Here is a 16,132-nt window from a genome sequence, read left to right as displayed (position 1 = left end):
AGGTGGGAGAGCCGTAATGAATGTTGATATTTCCGTAGATCGGACGTGGCAAAACAATTTTTTAAATAGAATTGACGAAGATGGCCCTTGGACAAACTGGGATTTATACCATTTAGCTTATGAAACAGAAAAATCATTACTTGTTCCTACTTTCGATGGACTACAAGCACCGAAACATTTATCCCATTTCACACCGCTTCCTCATCAATTAGAAGTTGCTCAAAATGTGATTGAACAAATGAACGGTAAAGCGATACTAGCCGACGAAGTCGGACTTGGAAAAACGATTGAAGCTGGACTTATTTTAAAAGAATATATGGTGCGTGGGCTTGTAAAAAAAGTACTCATACTCGTGCCAGCTTCTCTCGTGTCACAATGGGCATACGAACTCAACACAAAATTTTTCATTCCAGCGGTAGCGCAAAAGAAAAGCTATTCATGGGAGCAAGCTGATGTGATCGTCTCATCCATCGATACTGCAAAGCGTTCACCACATCGCGATATCGTTTTAAATTTAGAATATGACCTTATTATTATCGATGAAGCACATAAACTGAAAAATAATAAAACAAAAAACTATGAATTTGCACAGCGATTAAAAAAGAAGTTTTGTTTATTACTAACCGCAACTCCTGTTCAAAATAAAATTGATGAAATTTTCAATCTTGTTTCTTTATTAAAGCCAGGACATTTAGGAAATCAATCAAACTTCGAAGAATATTACGCTTCAAAAAATCGTTCGGCCGAATCAGATGAGGACTTAAAAGCTCTCATTAACAAAGTAATGGTCCGAAATAGACGCCATAATACTGGAATTGATTGGCCAAAGAGGCATGTACGTACAATTTTTGTTGAGTTTAACGAAGAAGAACAAGCTTTATATAACGATATTGAAAATTGGCGAGGACAAGATGCCTTCACATCTGCTTTTTCATCATTAACTTTAAAACGGGAAGCGTGTAGTAGTCGCGAGGCTGTTTACTATTCATTAAAAAAACATGTAGAAAAACGACAAAAGGAAAATGAGCATTACATAAAGGACCCGCATATTGATGTGCTAATGGATAAAATTAATCATATTCCTTTTAACTCAAAAGCAAATAAAGCTCTAGAGCTTATACAAGAAATCAATGATAAAGTCGTCATCTTCACGGAATACCGAGCATCACAAATGTATTTACAATGGTTCTTACAACAACACGGCATTTCTTCCGTACCATTCCGAGGCGGATTTAAACGCGGGAAGAAAGATTGGATGAAGGAACTTTTCCAAAATCGTGCTCAAGTGTTAATTGCAACGGAAGCTGGTGGAGAAGGTATTAATTTACAGTTTTGTAGCCATATGATTAATTACGATTTACCATGGAATCCAATGCGCCTTGAACAAAGAATTGGACGTATTCACCGCCTTGGTCAAAAAAATGATGTTCACATTTATAACTTAGCTACAAAGCATACTGTTGAAGAACATATTTTGAAACTGTTATATGAAAAAATCAACTTATTTGAGCGTGTTATTGGTGAACTCGATGAAATTTTAACAAGAATTAATATGAAAAACATCGACGCACATATTCAAGAAATTTTCGCGCAATCAAAAAGCGAAGGTGAAATTCGAATTAAGATGGAAAACTTAACATCTATTATTGACTTTGCGAAACGAAATGAAGCTGAGGTGCAAGGCTATGCAGCAACATGAAATTCATAATTACTTATACAATTTCTTTGAGGCGAATAACTGCGAAATTTTAGGGCGTTCTCCTCATCTACTGGACGTGCAATTAACAATTGAAATGGATAAATTATTAATGAATCGCCCTTTTTATTGGCACTACCTTGAGAAAACAGGAGGCGTACCGAATCCGATGCGCCTTACTCTTATTACCAATCCAGAAAATGAAGAAAAGGATGGCGAGCTTATTCACTACGGTTCACCACGTCTACATCAAATTTTCCAGACGACAAAAGAACTCGGATCTTACATACGCTTATACGAAGAAGTAAGGCATAACGGTACAACGCATACCCCACTCCACCCGTGGCTCGGTATAAATATAAAAGTTTCTTACCAATGTGATCGAAAAAAAGACATCCTTCACTCCATTGGTATTCATCTCATTTCTGGAGCAATGATGGCAAACTTTCATGACACATTAACGACTATTAAACTTACACCAAAAATACCTGACTTTTGTTTTACTCTCTCGCCTATCATTAAACCGCAAAGCGGGTTACAACGTATAGAGGACGCTTTAAAAAATATTATTGCAGAAGATGACCATACGTGGGCGAAAGAAGCGAGAGTACGCTGGAATCACGATTTAGATCTTTTAAACCGTTTTTACGAAGATAGTGATGAACTTCCCGAAAGCTATGAAATTGAAAAACAAGCCCTGCAAGAACAATATGAACCACGCATTACAATACAAATTATTAACGGCGGCCTTTTTTATATTACCGCTAATCATTTTCTCTCTTAAAAAGCTCCTTCTGCTTTAGAAGGAGCTTTCTTTTGATTTATCCTCTATCACCATTACGCTCTTGCTGTTTTTTCTCTGCCGTACGTTTCTGATATGCACGATCCTTTGCACTCACATGATTTGCATCAGTTGGAAGATTCTCTTTTGAACGGCCAATTCCATTGCTCATCTTTTCCACTCCTTTTTATGTCTTTCAAAATACATGTTTATTTTCAACTAGAGATACAATCCTTATACAAAAAAAATAAGAGCAGCCATTAGCTACTCTTACTTCTTACTCATTCACGTATTTTTGAAACATATCATGGATGCCTTTATTTACAAGGTTCGAGATCTGCTCGTCAGATTTATTCGGATAACGATCACGTAATCTGATAGATGCCTTCACCATTAAATTTTCTAGTACAGAACGGCCACCTTCTCCATAAATAATTTCAGCATACTTAACAAGCCTTCCATCCTCTACTGTTGCTGGATTATGATTGAAGAAAAATTTACTCATTGTCTCCACCTCTCTCTTTTGATAACGTTTACATTTATATAGATTATTTATGTTATTTATTTCACAATATTGTATGCATGTATATTTAATTAGTTTCATTATAAAGCAACATATCGATAGTAAACATGTGATTTTCCGTCCATTTTGTGAACAAACCCAAAATGAAAGCGTTTCCTTTATTATATACTAAAAAAACTTACTACGCTAGGGGCAATTTTTCAAATCTACTAATTCCCAAAAGATTAATATACTTTTTGCTTTTCGCAGTAAACCTTATATAATTTTCAGAAATTATATTATAAAATATATGTATGACTTAAGGAGGATTTGTATGAATCAAAATAAAAAAGCTATATTAGATCTCGTCTTTTATCTCGTATTTCCATTCCTCATTTGGAAATTCGCAAAACCTTATATCGATCCTTATTACGCGATGTTAATTTCCTCTGTTCCGGGGATTATTTATACACTGTATACCTTTAAAAAAGAAAAACAGTTTAACGTAACAGGGTTCTTTATTTTAATTACACTCATTGCTAATACGACAGTAGATTTATTATCCGGATCAGCTGAACGAATGTTATGGAATGATGCGTATTATCATATCGTACTCGGTATTATCGTTATTTGTACCATCTTTGTAAAAAAACCACTCATGTTATATTTTGCTGCAGATATTGCAGCATTACAAGGCCATGACCGTGATAAAAGTCGTGAGCTTTATCGTGATAGCCGTATATATCCAGCGCTGCAATATTTAACACTATTTTTCGGCCTGCAATTTATATTAAAAAGCTTCTTAAAAATTTATTTCATCTCTGTTTTCGGTGTAGATGGCTATGGTGAAATGAGAGCGATTATGACTGCTGTCGGCTGGGGTATTTCTATTTGTATTGGAATAGGGTTCGTATGGGTGAACAATAAAATACATGCGGTTACTGAAGAACAAGAATCTGTGCAATAAATAAAAATCCCCTAGTAGTACGATGCTACTAGGGGATTTTTATTTATTGCTACACATATTACGAACTCGTTAACTTGATTTTTTTCTTTTATTTTTTACGTTACGATAAAACAAAGCAGCACTAAGCGGCATAACACCAAACCACTTATTCATAAATGGCTCTTTTTCAGCACGGCGTTGTTCTTTCTTTTGTTTACGATCTTCTTTTGGAGCATCCATATACGACACAAACTGCTGTGTCACAAAGCGAACATAATCATTAGTAGACATATTATCATCACCTCTACTTGATTAGTATGTCCACTTTTTTATTCATTAATCTTTTCTTTTAATTCATTCATAATTTGCTTTACAGACTTATTCGTCGTATCAATATGAATATGAGCCTCTTCATAATAAGCTCGGCGCGATTCAAATTTAGCTACAAATGCATCTATGTCTTTCTTTTGAAATAGTGGACGTGTCGTATCTTCACGAAGTCTTTCTGCAATTACATACGGATCACAATATAAATACACGACAGTTCCATTTTCCTTCATCCACTTTCGATTTTCCGCCCGTTCAATAATTCCTCCACCAGTTGTAATAATTACATTATGAATCGGTAGTGAACGTAGCATTTCACTTTCATATTCCCGGAAGGCGATTTCTCCTTCTTCGGCAAAAATATGTCGAATTTCCTTCTCCTGCTTCTCTTCGATTTTTTGATCTGTATCTACAACATCCATATGAAGTTCTTTACTTAACGCTTTTCCAATTGTTGTTTTTCCAGCTCCCATATAACCGGTTATGTATATAGATTTCATTTTCGTTCCTCTCAATCATCCTGTGTTATTTGTTATTATAACGAAAGATGTTATTTTATTTAACAAAAAAACGTTTTGTTCTCCTTATACAACGAAGAACAAAACGTCACATATACAATTTTACTTATAAGTACCTCTTCTCACCCACTGCGTTGCAATCCATTTCTCACCTTTCGTTACAGGTGCTCCCCCATGTAACGTAAGCTCATTTAGTGATTGGTCTTGATAAAAATACTCAAAATATACAGCCATTCCCTTTCTAGGGTTCACAGAAAGATTTAATTTCGGAAAGAATGTTTCTCCGCCCTCTTCTACATCATTTAAGTACATTACAAGCGTACTAATACGATTATTAGCAGCTGATCTACTATGTTCTGCAAAATAATCATAATGTGCTTTATATTGTTGATCCACTTCATAATTTAAAATGTGCAATCCTTCTCCATGCGACGCAGGAACATTCATGATAGATGAAATTCGTTTTTCAATCTTCACAGTAAGTTCATTATCGTCCAAAAATGCACCTTTACTCGTTCGAATATCATTTACATCACGTGATGAACCAACTTTAGAACGCGCTAACTTACTTTTAGACAATTCGATTAATTCGTCACACTCTTCATCACTTAATACATTTCCTAACACGACAATAAGAGGCTCTTCGAATTTTGAAATAATGTGTATTTCCCTATCTTCCGTCATAATTGCATTTCCTGTATGATCAAAAATAGTTTGTTCCTTATTTTCACCTAGTTGATTATTGTTTGTCATTTCCCGATTCTCCCTAAAAAAATAATGATTGGATAGCATGAATATATCATATTCTTTCTACCTTTCTCTTTTTTGAGAAAATTTAAACTTTCAATCGTTATATTTACCCATTTATACAAAGAAGTTGACGCCTTTCACAATAGGAATCATTGGTTTTAATTAACACATTTCACCTATCATCCTTCTATCCAATCAAATATTTTCTCATCTTTTTTTCTATACAAAAAGCTTACCATATAGAAAGTTTTTTGTTTTGTTTCGCACTGTAAAGAAATGAGAACCGTATCACTTTCAAAGCGGTATTTCCCACTCGCTTCTCCCTTTTCATATTGAAATAAAAATGTACCATCTCGTTCTGTTTCCTGTAAGTCGACTTTTATATCTGCAATGGCTCGATTCATTAGTTCCTCCACCAAAAACTTTTGCTCTATTTCGATATAAAAATTTTTATCTGTAAGTAACATATTCGTTTCGTACACAAAAAAAGAAGTTAAGAAAACAAGAAAAATAATTGTTCCTGGCATTGTAAATCCCTCTTGGTTTCTCATGTTTCCATTCTCATTACACTATATCTTACAGCCACACCTTCATGTATTTTTCCGCTAACATCTTCCATATATATGAATAACAAGTGAGGGGTTAATTTGTACGAAATCATTCCAACCTTTTGCAATACAACTTCCCTTCCACGCATATTTACTTTCCTTATAAGCTGACTATTTATTTTTTCATACGTCACTTCCTCCCCATCACGCAACCGGAAGCGTAAAATACTATCTCTATTATCAAAAACCATATGTTCTCCAAATGATACTCCACGAAACTCCAATTGTACTTGACCTATAAACACATCCCACTCCCAATCACTTAATCCTTTTTGTGAATTTTCCAGCCCTATAAAGTGAAGGCGTGGCAAAAGCAAAAAGAACATCGATACAAGAAACAAACATACGATCATTTCTAATAATGTAAAGCCTGCCTCTAATTTGTTTTTTCGCCTACATAAAAGCATTGTTCCATCGTTCTTTTTTTCACATCTTTCCACATAACACAAACTTCCTTTCCTCCCCAATATGTGTAATATACAATTCCGTTTATGACCTTTTCCTTCATTCGCTTTTCTTCGTTCTCGTACATATATAAAGCCGCTTCATTTTTTAATAATACAAATGCCTTATAGCGAATTTGTATATTTTTTCTTTCTTGCATAACCAATACTGTTTGCGGTAGTAGTAACGATACCGCCATCATTAATAAACTTAACGCCACGAGCATTTCAGCCATTACTGACCCTTTTTGACATTTCACGATACGTAAATCTCCCTCTTCCAAGCTGAAATACAATTTCATATTTATAATTTCGATACGAAAGCAAAATCGTACCACCTCTATTAATATTCCCACTCGGATTATATGTCATTGGATTTGGAAACGTATGCAAATCCATTTGTATATCATTGTCATATTCTCTCTTGATAATAAATTGAGTCGAGCCTGATTCCCCTATATAATACATATTTCTCTCTTTATGCCATCGTAATGTATAGTGTTTTTGACGGTTTATCGCTAATTGCTGCATGTATAATATGTCATTCGAAAACTGTCTCAAAAATTGTTCAATTTTTTGTCTTTCATATAATGAATGAACATTTAAATACGTAATCATACTTAGTACAGAGATTGAAAATAGTACGAGCAGCATTTCTAAGAGAGTAAATCCTTTTTGTTTCACGATGTCCCAATTGATACTGTGCCATTTTCTAAAATACGAATGGATTTACCATTTGTACACTTATCATCTGTAATATATTTTCCATCTGTTAATTCTTTTAACGACGGAATTTTATTATGTTGCAATTGATATACTTGTATTTGTGCTTCTATCGATTTCACGTAGGCCGTACACCCTTTTTCTTGGACCGATTCACGCTGTGTAACTACATTCGGAATAATTAATAGTAATAATACAGTGATAACAACCATAACTAATAGCATTTCTAAGAGAGTAAATCCTTCTTCATTCTGCATATAAATGCCTCCTAAATAGAACTCATCATTTGAAACATCGGCATCATCATTGCTAAATACATAAGAACAACTATTCCACCAATACATGTAAACAAAATTGGTTGAACGATAACTAATATACGTTTAATTTTTTGTTCGACCTTTTCTATAATAAGGTCGCTATAGTCACCTAATTCAATTGCTAAATTGCCGTTTGCTTGTCCATGCGTAATAATATACGAAAGTTCTTTCTCATAATGCCCACTTTTAGCAATAATAGATTGTAACGGTTCTCCTGCAATTAATTGCCTTTCAATTCGGCTCGCTTCATACTGAAAGAACGGATTATACTTTTGTTCCATCATTATCGTTAAAGCTTCTAGTACGGATAGCCCACCATGCAATAATCCACTCAATTGGGTGGAGAAATAATGCGAATGCTTTAAAATAAGAAATGTTTTTATGAGGGGTATACGAAGCATGATTTTTACCTGCTTCATATGTGGTAGTTTCCGAAAATAAAACACATATAAACTACATCCGATAATAACAATAAAAATGATGCTAATAATCATGTAAGGTAGTAGTTTAATCGCACTTAAAATTTGTTCTGTAAGTAGCGGAACTGTAGAACTAAACGCACTATAAACCATTTCAACTTGTGGTAATAAGATGCGATTAAACACAATAAGCATGATTATTAAAAAAAATGCTAAAAACATTGGATACTGCATTATTTTCATCATATCTTTCCTATACTTATCCTTCTTATAAAGCAGTGCACTCCCTTGTTGCAACGCAAAAGAAATATCACCATGTTGCTCGGCATAAAATAAATAGCTTAACATCTCCTGATGAAACATTAATTGATGAAAAGAATCATGCAGACTTTTTCCACCTTTTAATCCCTCAATCATATGCTGCAATTGCACTTTCTTTTCTAAAGGGAATTGAAATCGCAAAAATTCTAATGCCTGTAAAAGAGAATATCCTTTTTCTAATAATTCGCCTAACCTTTTCAACAATACTACTTGATCACTTAAACGCCACGTTTTCTTAAACATAAACATCTTCTTCTAAAAACCCTAAAGCGTACCCTTTTCGTATTGAAGATTCTATTGTTTCATGCTTATACATAACACTTTCTCCGCTCGCTCCTTTAATCGCTTGTTGTAACTCATGTCCATATAACAACTCATAAATGCTCGCTTGTCTGACTTTCCTCATTGATTTACATACAGTTGAGCACTTCCCTTTGCAAAATGGACATTTCAATTCAACAAGTCGTTGTGCAGCTACAGCCAATAAAGATTGTTCAATCTCTTGCCTTGTGATGCCATAATCCATAAACCTCAGTATCGCTCCTTTCGTATCATTAGTATGCAATGTCGTCATTACTAAATGCCCAGTCAGACTTGCTCTTATAGCTATTTTTGCTGTTTCTTCATCACGGATTTCCCCCACTAAAATAACATCTGGATCATGGCGTAAGATTGCCTTTAGCCCAGCCTCATATGTGATACCTGCTTTTTCATTAATTTGAATTTGTAATAAATCGTCATTTCTCTTTTCAACTGGATCTTCTAGTGTAACAATGCGGCGTGTTTTCTTTTTTCGAATTACCTCTAATAATGCATACATTGTTGTTGTTTTCCCAGAACCTGTTGGCCCAGTAAATACGAGTAATCCGTGAGAATAATGTAAGAAAGAGAGTAGTTTTTTAACTGTACTTGGAAATAACGAAAGATGAGATAATGGCTGAACAGATGCTTGTAAATGAAGACGAATAACGAGACTTTCTTGATATACTGTTGGGAGTGTAGAAAGGCGTAAATATGCTTCTTGGCCATCAATTTGTAAATACAATGAACCATTTTGTGGCTTCCGCCTCTCCCCTATATCCATGGATGCTAAAAACTTAAAGTGCGAAACAAGTTTTTCTCCAAATTCCTTTTCGATACACTGTCTCGTCATTAAATCTTTTCCTATGCGCAGTTGAATCACTACATCCTTCTGCCGGGGCACAATATGTAAATCCGATGCTTGTACCCTACATGCTTCCTTCAAAATCACATTCGCAAAATTTTCAATCCCATTCATCACTTTTCCCTCCTCACTATGTATATAGCATGAAACATCACGCAAGAAAAATTGGTACTTTTGTATTTTCAATAGAGCAAAAAGGAAAAATATGTTTGTGAAATTATGAACAATTTCTGAATTATTGTCTGAAATTACCTATACGCATGTTTATCTGTATTATAATGTTATTATCTTGGATAAAGTGATAAAGGTGGAGATCCTCATGGAACAAGCTTTAAAAATTACAGGCGTATTATCTGACCCAACTCGTTATTATATTTATAAATATATTTCTCAAAAACATAGTTACGTAACAGTACAAGAAATTGCAGATGAGTTTGAAATTCATCCGAACGTAGCACGTTTACATTTATCTAAATTAGAAGATGTTCATATGCTAAAATCAGAAACAAAAAAAACTGGTAAAGGCGGAAGACCAAGCAGATTATATGTATTGTCTGAAGATGTTATCCAGTTACAATTTCCATTCCGTGATTATCAATTATTAGCAAAAATAGCTTTCAATTCGCTACTTAGCCTTGGAGCTGCTGGTGAAAAAGCGCTATACGAAACAGGCAAACAATTCGGAATGGAATTAATGCAACAACATATGCAGCGTTTAAATGTGAGTGAAGATGCTTTAACTGTAGAACACAAAGTTCAAATCGCAAAAGAAGCATTCTCAACAGCTGGCTTATCCCCTGCATTTGAATTAAGTCCAGATGGAACAACAATTTTCTATGATGTACACAATTGTCCATTTAAAGAAGTTGCCGTTCATCACCCAACTGAAATTTGTAATATGCATGGAGATATGATGAAAGGGATTTTTGAAATCCTATTCCCTAACATGGAATTAACTCGGCACGATAGTTTACTAGATGGATGTAAATCTTGTAATTATAAAATGTCTATTTAAATCTCATATAAAAAAGAAGCCAGTGAAATTGGCTTTTTTTTATATGAACGAATATTTACAATAGTAAGAAAAATAAACTATAATGAAGAGAGGTTTTACTTTTTCTAGAAAAGGAGGGAGATTGCATGGAGCGCATGTTTCGCGTTCTCGGCTTTTGGACTGGAATTTTCTCGGTTATGTTTTACGTAGGGGATATGCACCCGACCGCACTACTATTTTTAGGACAAACAGGTTTCTTCGTACTTTTAAGTTATTTAAAATTAACAGAGCGTATGTATATATACGTATTCGGGGCATATTTAACCGTTTTCTTCATTGGATTTACATACTACACGACGTTTTTACTCGTCCCTGGAGCTGGACATTAAAAGATGGCATTTTGCCATCTTTTTTTAATTCCGCAATTTCCTAGTTGACTTATAGGTTTTATTACCTTATATTCTATATAACAGATTGGAATTAGGGGGAATTAACATGAATACACTGCTTGTTGGAATTAACGTTGCAGTCATGCTCATTTTAGTCGGCGTATTGTATTATATGCAACGTAAGCATGTATCTTTTAATAAACGCGTATTTACCGCTTTAGGAGTCGGAATTATATTCGGTCTTATATTACAATTTATTTATGAGCCTACTTCTAAAGTAATTATTGAATCAAATACGTGGTTTGGCTTAATCGGTAACGGTTATGTGAAATTACTTCAAATGATTGTTATGCCACTTATTTTAGTATCAATTATTTCAGCTTTTACAAAATTACAGTTAACGAAAAATCTTGGGAAAATCAGTGGTCTTATTATCGGAATTTTAATTCTTACTACAGGAATTGCCGCAGCTGTCGGCATCGCTGCAAGTGCAGGATTTGATGTATCAGCAACAGGATTACAACAAGGTGATGCAGAATCTGCTCGTCTGAAATTAGTTGAAGAAAGATTTACTTCAATTGAAAAGACAACAATTCCAGATAAATTATTAGAACTGTTACCTACAAATCCATTTCTTGATTTAACAGGTGCTCGTCCTACATCAACAATTTCAGTTGTAATATTTGCGGCCTTTATCGGTATCGCCTTTATAGGTGTAAAACGGAAATATCCAGAACAAGCAGAGCTATTTAAGAAGATGCTTGATGCTGTATATGCAATCGTAATGCGTATGGTAACATTAATTTTACGCCTTACTCCATACGGCGTATTAGCTCTTATGGCAAAAACAGTTGCCGGTAGTGATATAAATGCTATTTTAAAACTTGGTAACTTCGTATTAGCGTCTTATGTAGCACTTATCGTAATGTTCGTTATTCACTTATTATTAATCACTCTATCTGGTTTAAATCCAATTCAATATTTGAAAAAGGTGTTCCCTGTATTAACATTTGCATTCACATCGCGCTCTAGCGCTGGTACAATGCCATTAAATATTGAAGCTCAAAAAGAAAAACTTGGTATTTCTGAAGGAATCGCTAACTTCGCAGCTTCATTCGGAGTATCTATCGGTCAAAATGGTTGCGCAGGTATTTACCCAGCAATGCTTGCAATGATGGTTGCTCCAACTGTAGGAATTGATCCGTTACAACCACAATTTATTTTAACTTTAATCGCTGTCGTTGCGATTAGCTCATTCGGTGTTGCCGGCGTTGGTGGCGGCGCAACTTTCGCAGCGTTAATCGTACTATCTACAATGAACTTACCAATCGGTATTGTCGCTCTTGTTATCTCAGTTGAGCCATTAATCGATATGGGGCGTACAGCTCTTAACGTAAGTGGTTCTATGACAGCAGGTCTTATTTCTAGTAAATGGCTTGGTGAATTAGATCAAGATACGTACAATCAAGATGATACAAAAACTGGTGAAATTGCTTCATAATAAAAAGGACGCTAACAAAAAATGTTAGCGTCCTTTTTATTTCTTTCCATCTTCCTCTTGATCTTTAACAAGTCCCATATCTAATTCTGTATTTTTCTCTATATACAAATATGAATACTCTCCAAAAAGTTTAAATGATATTCGCGCTATTTCCTTTTCCATACATTGAATTTTCTCTTTCAATTCCAATGTAAACTCTCGTTCTTTATACTTCATTTCCATCTCCTTACACATAGAAAAAGAGAATACAATAACATATTCTCTTTTCTCAAATATATTTCATTACCTCACAGCCCGTCCTTTTCACAAATAACCATTTTGTTCGCACCATTTATGAAATTGTCCTACGTCTACTCCAACTAACACGATATCCTTTAGCTCCACGTCAATACTTTGTTCTCCAATTACAATAACAAAGTGTGATTTTAATTGCTCTTCGTTTTTCCTTACAATTCCAATTCGGTTCCGATGCGGCCCATCTTTTATATATGCTTTTTGTCCTACAATATCAAAGTTCAAGATTCTCACCTCTTTTATTGCGCTCAAATTGGAAATACGAAATCACCTTCGGAAAATTTCCTTTCATTGCACTATTTCTCTATATATATGACAGAACAATAAAAGAATCCTCTCTTCATTACAATTATTTTTTCTTTGTTTCATTATTATGATTAATACGTAAAAATTATAATAAAATACACTTGGAAGCGCTTTCTGTGTAATTTTTTATGTTATAATATAAAAGTAGAACTTCGTAAAGAGGGATAAAAATGAATACAAAAATTATAAAAAAAGTAATTGAAGCATTAAAAGTATATGGCTTTCAAAGTGTATCATTCTGTGAAGAAACGAAACGATTTTTATTTCACAACGAAACTGATATTATGAGCGGCTATGCTGAAATAACATATAGTAGTCAATTTGAAAAATTCAACGTACAAATTCATCCAATTGAAACACATCACCAAGCAGAGTTACAAGAGGTTGAAAGACATATACAGGCTTGTATAAGAAAAGTGGAATATTTAAACGCACTTCTTAGCGGGCAAACAAAATTAGATGACAAAATTATTATAATGTAAAAAAAGAACGTGATATCTCACGTTCTTTTTCATTATCCGTTCATCTTTTCCTTCAGTTGTAATCCTGTAATAGATTCTAATACATCCATTGCTTCTCCAAACGTCATATCAAAAATTGTCTTCTCTTCTATATATGGAAATTGTCTAAAACGTTTTTCTAACATTTTCACTGCATCCGATGTAAAGTTTGCACTATCAATACCAAATTCGGTTTCAAGAAGTACAATCCAATCTAGTACATGAAAACCTAACCCATTTACGAATGAAATGAGTTTCTCTTCTTGTTGTGAAGATAAGAATACGTATCGCTCCATCTCACTAAACAGTTCTTCACCTAAAACTTCTGCTAATTCATCATCATGCTCGCGTTCAATAATCTCTTCATATCCGTAATCATCAACAAGCTCTTCTACTTCTTCACTATCTGCAAAAAGCAATTGGCTAAGAAGCGCATCTTTCTTAAATTCACTCTTCTGTACAACTTCTAAAAAACTCGTTTCCCATCCATTTTCTAATTTCATATTATGTAACTCCTTTATATACGTTTCTTATCATCACTGTACCCAAAAGATTACTTTTATAACCTTGTAGGTAATTACTATTGTTCCATATGATTTATAACATAAGATGCAAACTCCGCTACATCTCCTTCAAAAACATTTACTTCGGGCAAATGATAAAACGTTGTTTGAAGCGAGTTCCCTTCATGATAAAGGTATATCTTTTTCTCTAACGCAATCGCCATTCCAAACTCTGTATGGCTCCCATTTCCACCATCTAATATAAGTAAAAATACATCTGCTTCTTTAATAGCATTCTTTTCTGCCAGACCAATTTCTCTTAATTGGTCTGGATTCACTGCTCTTTCATTTTTTGTCCAATCATATGTATGATGCCATCCTGTATTTTTCAGTTCATTTGCTATAGAACGTACAAGATGTTTATTTTGGAATCCTGAGGCGATATAAAAATCCATTTATATAAACTCCTTAATTATGTATGGGGAAACTCCGTTTTAGCGTTATTTGTTATAGGCACAATAAAGAACGACTTCAAAAAAAATCCCCATCTTTAAAACTTATTTTGCGTTTAAATGATGGGATGCTTCATGGTCTTCTTTTATTTTTTTCTTTTTATAACTTTCATCAGCTAACATTTCTAGTTCAGCCGTTATTTCTGATTTTTCAAGTTCTCGCTCTTGCGAAAATTTCCTTGAAATATATACAATAACACTACCAACGTACAACGCAAAGCATATAATAAGTGCAGTATTTTCATAGAGACTTAGCTCCAACACAGTCACTCCTAATCCATTCGTATTTTCCCGCTTCATTAATTGGAATTTCCCTATTAACCATTTGTTATCCCGCTATTTGCCGGGCAGTAAGATCCCCCTCAACATTCAGCGAAATCAAAGAGGTTAGTAGGGGAGCGGGCGCCCGTAAAAGCCCGATTGGTGAGGGCTCATAATCAGTGGAGGGATGCCCCCCCACTGATTAAAGTTTCACTTTATTGTAACATAAAAATATCAATTCTTGGAATCTTTCATCCTATAAAAAAAGACATGATTGTTTCATCATGCCTCTGAAATATGTTGAATGATTGTTTTAATTGCTTCTTTTCCATTATATTTTTTTAGTGCTGTTTTATACTTCTCATTATTTTGATTTAATTCTTCGACATGCTTTATAAGAGATTTCACAGTCACATCTTCTTCATACAATACTGAAGCATATCCTTGTCTTTCAAAAGACTCTGCATTTAGTATTTGATCTCCGCGGCTTGCAAATTTCGATAATGGAATTAAAACCATAGGCTTTTGTAATGTTAAAAACTCAAAAATGGCATTGGACCCCGCACGTGAAATAACAAAATCTGTTGTCGCTAATACATCGGGTAACTCCCCATGTACATATTCAAATTGTTTATATCCTTCTTTATTTTGTAAACTTTCATCAAGATTACCTTTTCCACAAAGATGAACAATTTGATACTTTTTCAGAAGTTCTGGTAACGCTTCTCGAACCGTTTCATTAATTTTCTTCGCGCCCAAACTTCCTCCCATGATTGTAATAACTGGCTTTTTACGTGAAAAACCTAAAAATGCTAAACCTTTTTCACGATTTCCCTTTAGCACTTCTTCACGTACAGGAGACCCTGTATAAATTACTTTTTCTTTCGGTAAATGTTTCGCAGCTTCTTCAAATGTAACAAATATTTTCGAAGCAAAACGGAGCGCAATTTTGTTTGCTAGTCCTGGCGTCATATCAGATTCATGTAATAAAACAGGAACTTTATTTAACCATCCTCCAATTACGACTGGTACAGATACGAAACCACCTTTTGAAAAAATCACATCCGGTTTTAGTTTTCGAATCCTTACATACGCATCCATAACACCCTTCATTACAAGAAAAGGATCTTTTATATTTTTCAAATCAAAATAACGGCGTAGCTTTCCGCTTGCAATACTATAGTACGGAATGCCTTCCTTTTCTATAATCGTTTTCTCAATTCCTTGATGAGAACCGATATAAGAGATATCCCAATTCTGTTCTTGTAAGTGCGGGATAATGGCTAAATTAGGTGTTACATGCCCGGCTGAACCGCCACCTGTAAAGACTATTTTCTTCATACGTCTCCCCCTTCT

At 34.3% G+C, this 16,132-nt stretch carries 25 protein-coding genes and 1 pseudogene; 8 read left to right on the top strand and 18 right to left on the bottom strand.

Annotated features, from left to right (window positions below):
* Positions 1-16: 16 nt before the first annotated feature.
* Both ACQKNI_RS20000 and ACQKNI_RS19995 read left to right on the top strand, forming a co-directional pair.
* Positions 17-1,699: a DEAD/DEAH box helicase gene (locus ACQKNI_RS20000; protein ID WP_088230937.1), complete on the top strand. Its 1,683-nt coding sequence runs from the start codon at positions 17-19 to the stop codon at positions 1,697-1,699.
* Positions 1,686-2,480 (top strand): YqhG family protein, encoded by a 795-nt coding sequence (locus ACQKNI_RS19995; RefSeq protein WP_088230936.1) that lies wholly within the window; start codon positions 1,686-1,688, stop codon positions 2,478-2,480. Before ACQKNI_RS20000 ends, ACQKNI_RS19995 begins: the two co-directional genes overlap by 14 nt.
* Before the next feature lie 37 nt (positions 2,481-2,517).
* Here the strand turns inward: ACQKNI_RS19995 and ACQKNI_RS19990 are convergent, their stop codons facing one another.
* Both ACQKNI_RS19990 and ACQKNI_RS19985 read right to left on the bottom strand, forming a co-directional pair.
* Positions 2,518-2,649, bottom strand: a complete 132-nt coding sequence (locus tag ACQKNI_RS19990) for a hypothetical protein (RefSeq protein ID WP_088230935.1) — start codon at positions 2,647-2,649, stop codon at positions 2,518-2,520.
* 105 nt (positions 2,650-2,754) lie between these two features.
* Positions 2,755-2,982: a hypothetical protein gene (locus tag ACQKNI_RS19985; protein ID WP_000032701.1), complete on the bottom strand. Its 228-nt coding sequence runs from the start codon at positions 2,980-2,982 to the stop codon at positions 2,755-2,757.
* Between the two features lie 73 nt (positions 2,983-3,055).
* Here ACQKNI_RS19985 and ACQKNI_RS19980 point away from each other — a divergent pair, with 73 nt between their 5' ends.
* Together ACQKNI_RS19980 and ACQKNI_RS19975 are read left to right on the top strand one after the other, a co-directional pair.
* Positions 3,056-3,172 (top strand): GTP pyrophosphokinase, encoded by a 117-nt coding sequence (locus ACQKNI_RS19980; RefSeq protein WP_088231088.1) that lies wholly within the window; start codon positions 3,056-3,058, stop codon positions 3,170-3,172.
* Positions 3,173-3,313: 141 nt separating this feature from the next.
* Complete coding sequence (locus ACQKNI_RS19975) at positions 3,314-3,946, top strand: VC0807 family protein (protein WP_088230934.1); 633 nt, start codon at positions 3,314-3,316, stop codon at positions 3,944-3,946.
* A 69-nt stretch (positions 3,947-4,015) separates the two neighbouring features.
* Here ACQKNI_RS19975 and ACQKNI_RS19970 read toward each other — a convergent pair whose 3' ends face one another.
* The 10 genes from ACQKNI_RS19970 to comGA all read right to left on the bottom strand — a co-directional run bounded on the left by ACQKNI_RS19970 (position 4,016) and on the right by comGA (position 9,630).
* A complete protein-coding gene (locus ACQKNI_RS19970; protein WP_000106081.1) occupies positions 4,016-4,216 on the bottom strand; it encodes a YqzE family protein in 201 nt (66 codons plus the stop codon).
* A 38-nt stretch (positions 4,217-4,254) separates the two neighbouring features.
* Positions 4,255-4,752 carry a shikimate kinase gene (locus tag ACQKNI_RS19965; protein ID WP_098252987.1) on the bottom strand — a complete coding sequence of 166 codons (498 nt, stop codon included), beginning with the start codon at positions 4,750-4,752 and terminating at the stop codon, positions 4,255-4,257.
* A 120-nt stretch (positions 4,753-4,872) separates the two neighbouring features.
* Positions 4,873-5,523, bottom strand: coding sequence for a 2OG-Fe(II) oxygenase (locus tag ACQKNI_RS19960; RefSeq protein ID WP_088230932.1), 651 nt, complete (start codon positions 5,521-5,523; stop codon positions 4,873-4,875).
* A gap of 176 nt (positions 5,524-5,699) precedes the next feature.
* On the bottom strand, positions 5,700-6,071 hold the full coding sequence (gene comGG / locus ACQKNI_RS19955) for a competence type IV pilus minor pilin ComGG (RefSeq protein ID WP_088230931.1): 372 nt from the start codon (positions 6,069-6,071) through the stop codon (positions 5,700-5,702).
* Positions 6,068-6,535: a competence type IV pilus minor pilin ComGF gene (gene comGF / locus ACQKNI_RS19950; protein ID WP_088230930.1), complete on the bottom strand. Its 468-nt coding sequence runs from the start codon at positions 6,533-6,535 to the stop codon at positions 6,068-6,070. The genes comGG and comGF overlap by 4 nt, the downstream gene beginning before the upstream one ends.
* Positions 6,505-6,807 carry a competence type IV pilus minor pilin ComGE gene (comGE, locus tag ACQKNI_RS19945; RefSeq protein ID WP_098252986.1) on the bottom strand — a complete coding sequence of 101 codons (303 nt, stop codon included), beginning with the start codon at positions 6,805-6,807 and terminating at the stop codon, positions 6,505-6,507. Before comGE ends, comGF begins: the two co-directional genes overlap by 31 nt.
* A complete protein-coding gene (gene comGD / locus ACQKNI_RS19940; RefSeq protein ID WP_088230929.1) occupies positions 6,800-7,255 on the bottom strand; it encodes a competence type IV pilus minor pilin ComGD in 456 nt (151 codons plus the stop codon). Before comGD ends, comGE begins: the two co-directional genes overlap by 8 nt.
* Positions 7,252-7,551 (bottom strand): competence type IV pilus major pilin ComGC, encoded by a 300-nt coding sequence (gene comGC, locus ACQKNI_RS19935; protein WP_088230928.1) that lies wholly within the window; start codon positions 7,549-7,551, stop codon positions 7,252-7,254. The genes comGD and comGC overlap by 4 nt, the downstream gene beginning before the upstream one ends.
* An 11-nt stretch (positions 7,552-7,562) precedes the next feature.
* Positions 7,563-8,594, bottom strand: a complete 1,032-nt coding sequence (gene comGB, locus ACQKNI_RS19930; RefSeq protein WP_088230927.1) for a competence type IV pilus assembly protein ComGB — start codon at positions 8,592-8,594, stop codon at positions 7,563-7,565.
* Positions 8,587-9,630, bottom strand: coding sequence for a competence type IV pilus ATPase ComGA (gene comGA, locus ACQKNI_RS19925; protein ID WP_088230926.1), 1,044 nt, complete (start codon positions 9,628-9,630; stop codon positions 8,587-8,589). The genes comGB and comGA overlap by 8 nt, the downstream gene beginning before the upstream one ends.
* Positions 9,631-9,835: 205 nt before the next feature.
* On the opposite strand from comGA, the gene ACQKNI_RS19920 reads away from it, so the two are divergent.
* From ACQKNI_RS19920 to ACQKNI_RS19910, 3 genes are all read left to right on the top strand, one after another.
* Positions 9,836-10,531, top strand: coding sequence for a helix-turn-helix transcriptional regulator (locus ACQKNI_RS19920; RefSeq protein ID WP_071713010.1), 696 nt, complete (start codon positions 9,836-9,838; stop codon positions 10,529-10,531).
* 125 nt (positions 10,532-10,656) lie between these two features.
* The gene (locus ACQKNI_RS19915) at positions 10,657-10,899 is read left to right on the top strand and encodes a DUF2626 domain-containing protein (RefSeq protein WP_000440709.1); all 243 of its coding nucleotides are present in this window, start codon (positions 10,657-10,659) and stop codon (positions 10,897-10,899) included.
* Positions 10,900-11,005: 106 nt separating this feature from the next.
* Positions 11,006-12,400, top strand: a complete 1,395-nt coding sequence (locus tag ACQKNI_RS19910) for an L-cystine transporter (RefSeq protein WP_088230925.1) — start codon at positions 11,006-11,008, stop codon at positions 12,398-12,400.
* 54 nt (positions 12,401-12,454) lie between these two features.
* Here ACQKNI_RS19910 and ACQKNI_RS19905 read toward each other — a convergent pair.
* Both ACQKNI_RS19905 and ACQKNI_RS19900 read right to left on the bottom strand, forming a co-directional pair.
* Positions 12,455-12,634 (bottom strand): annotated as a pseudogene (locus ACQKNI_RS19905) (hypothetical protein); the annotation flags it as partial.
* Between the two features lie 69 nt (positions 12,635-12,703).
* Entirely contained in the window at positions 12,704-12,919 is a 216-nt protein-coding gene (locus ACQKNI_RS19900; protein ID WP_140417372.1) for a DUF3912 family protein, read from the bottom strand.
* A 251-nt stretch (positions 12,920-13,170) separates the two neighbouring features.
* On the opposite strand from ACQKNI_RS19900, the gene ACQKNI_RS19895 reads away from it, so the two are divergent.
* The gene (locus ACQKNI_RS19895; RefSeq protein WP_088230923.1) at positions 13,171-13,482 is read left to right on the top strand and encodes a hypothetical protein; all 312 of its coding nucleotides are present in this window, start codon (positions 13,171-13,173) and stop codon (positions 13,480-13,482) included.
* Positions 13,483-13,514: 32 nt separating this feature from the next.
* On the opposite strand, the gene ACQKNI_RS19890 is transcribed toward ACQKNI_RS19895, so the two are convergent.
* The 4 genes from ACQKNI_RS19890 to murG all read right to left on the bottom strand — a co-directional run bounded on the left by ACQKNI_RS19890 (position 13,515) and on the right by murG (position 16,117).
* Positions 13,515-14,003 (bottom strand): hypothetical protein, encoded by a 489-nt coding sequence (locus ACQKNI_RS19890; RefSeq protein WP_088230922.1) that lies wholly within the window; start codon positions 14,001-14,003, stop codon positions 13,515-13,517.
* A 77-nt stretch (positions 14,004-14,080) separates the two neighbouring features.
* Positions 14,081-14,458: a nucleoside 2-deoxyribosyltransferase gene (locus ACQKNI_RS19885; protein WP_088230921.1), complete on the bottom strand. Its 378-nt coding sequence runs from the start codon at positions 14,456-14,458 to the stop codon at positions 14,081-14,083.
* A gap of 102 nt (positions 14,459-14,560) precedes the next feature.
* The gene (locus ACQKNI_RS19880) at positions 14,561-14,815 is read right to left on the bottom strand and encodes a DUF3966 domain-containing protein (protein ID WP_088230920.1); all 255 of its coding nucleotides are present in this window, start codon (positions 14,813-14,815) and stop codon (positions 14,561-14,563) included.
* A 243-nt stretch (positions 14,816-15,058) separates the two neighbouring features.
* The gene (gene murG / locus ACQKNI_RS19875; RefSeq protein ID WP_088230919.1) at positions 15,059-16,117 is read right to left on the bottom strand and encodes an undecaprenyldiphospho-muramoylpentapeptide beta-N-acetylglucosaminyltransferase; all 1,059 of its coding nucleotides are present in this window, start codon (positions 16,115-16,117) and stop codon (positions 15,059-15,061) included.
* Between the last annotated feature and the right edge of the window lie 15 nt (positions 16,118-16,132).

This window comes from Bacillus sp. NPDC094064 (assembly GCF_050279585.1).
GTDB lineage: Bacteria > Bacillota > Bacilli > Bacillales > Bacillaceae_G > Bacillus_A.
The sequence above is the reverse complement of the archived record's forward strand: the minus strand, read 5'-3'. Positions and strand labels throughout refer to the sequence as shown.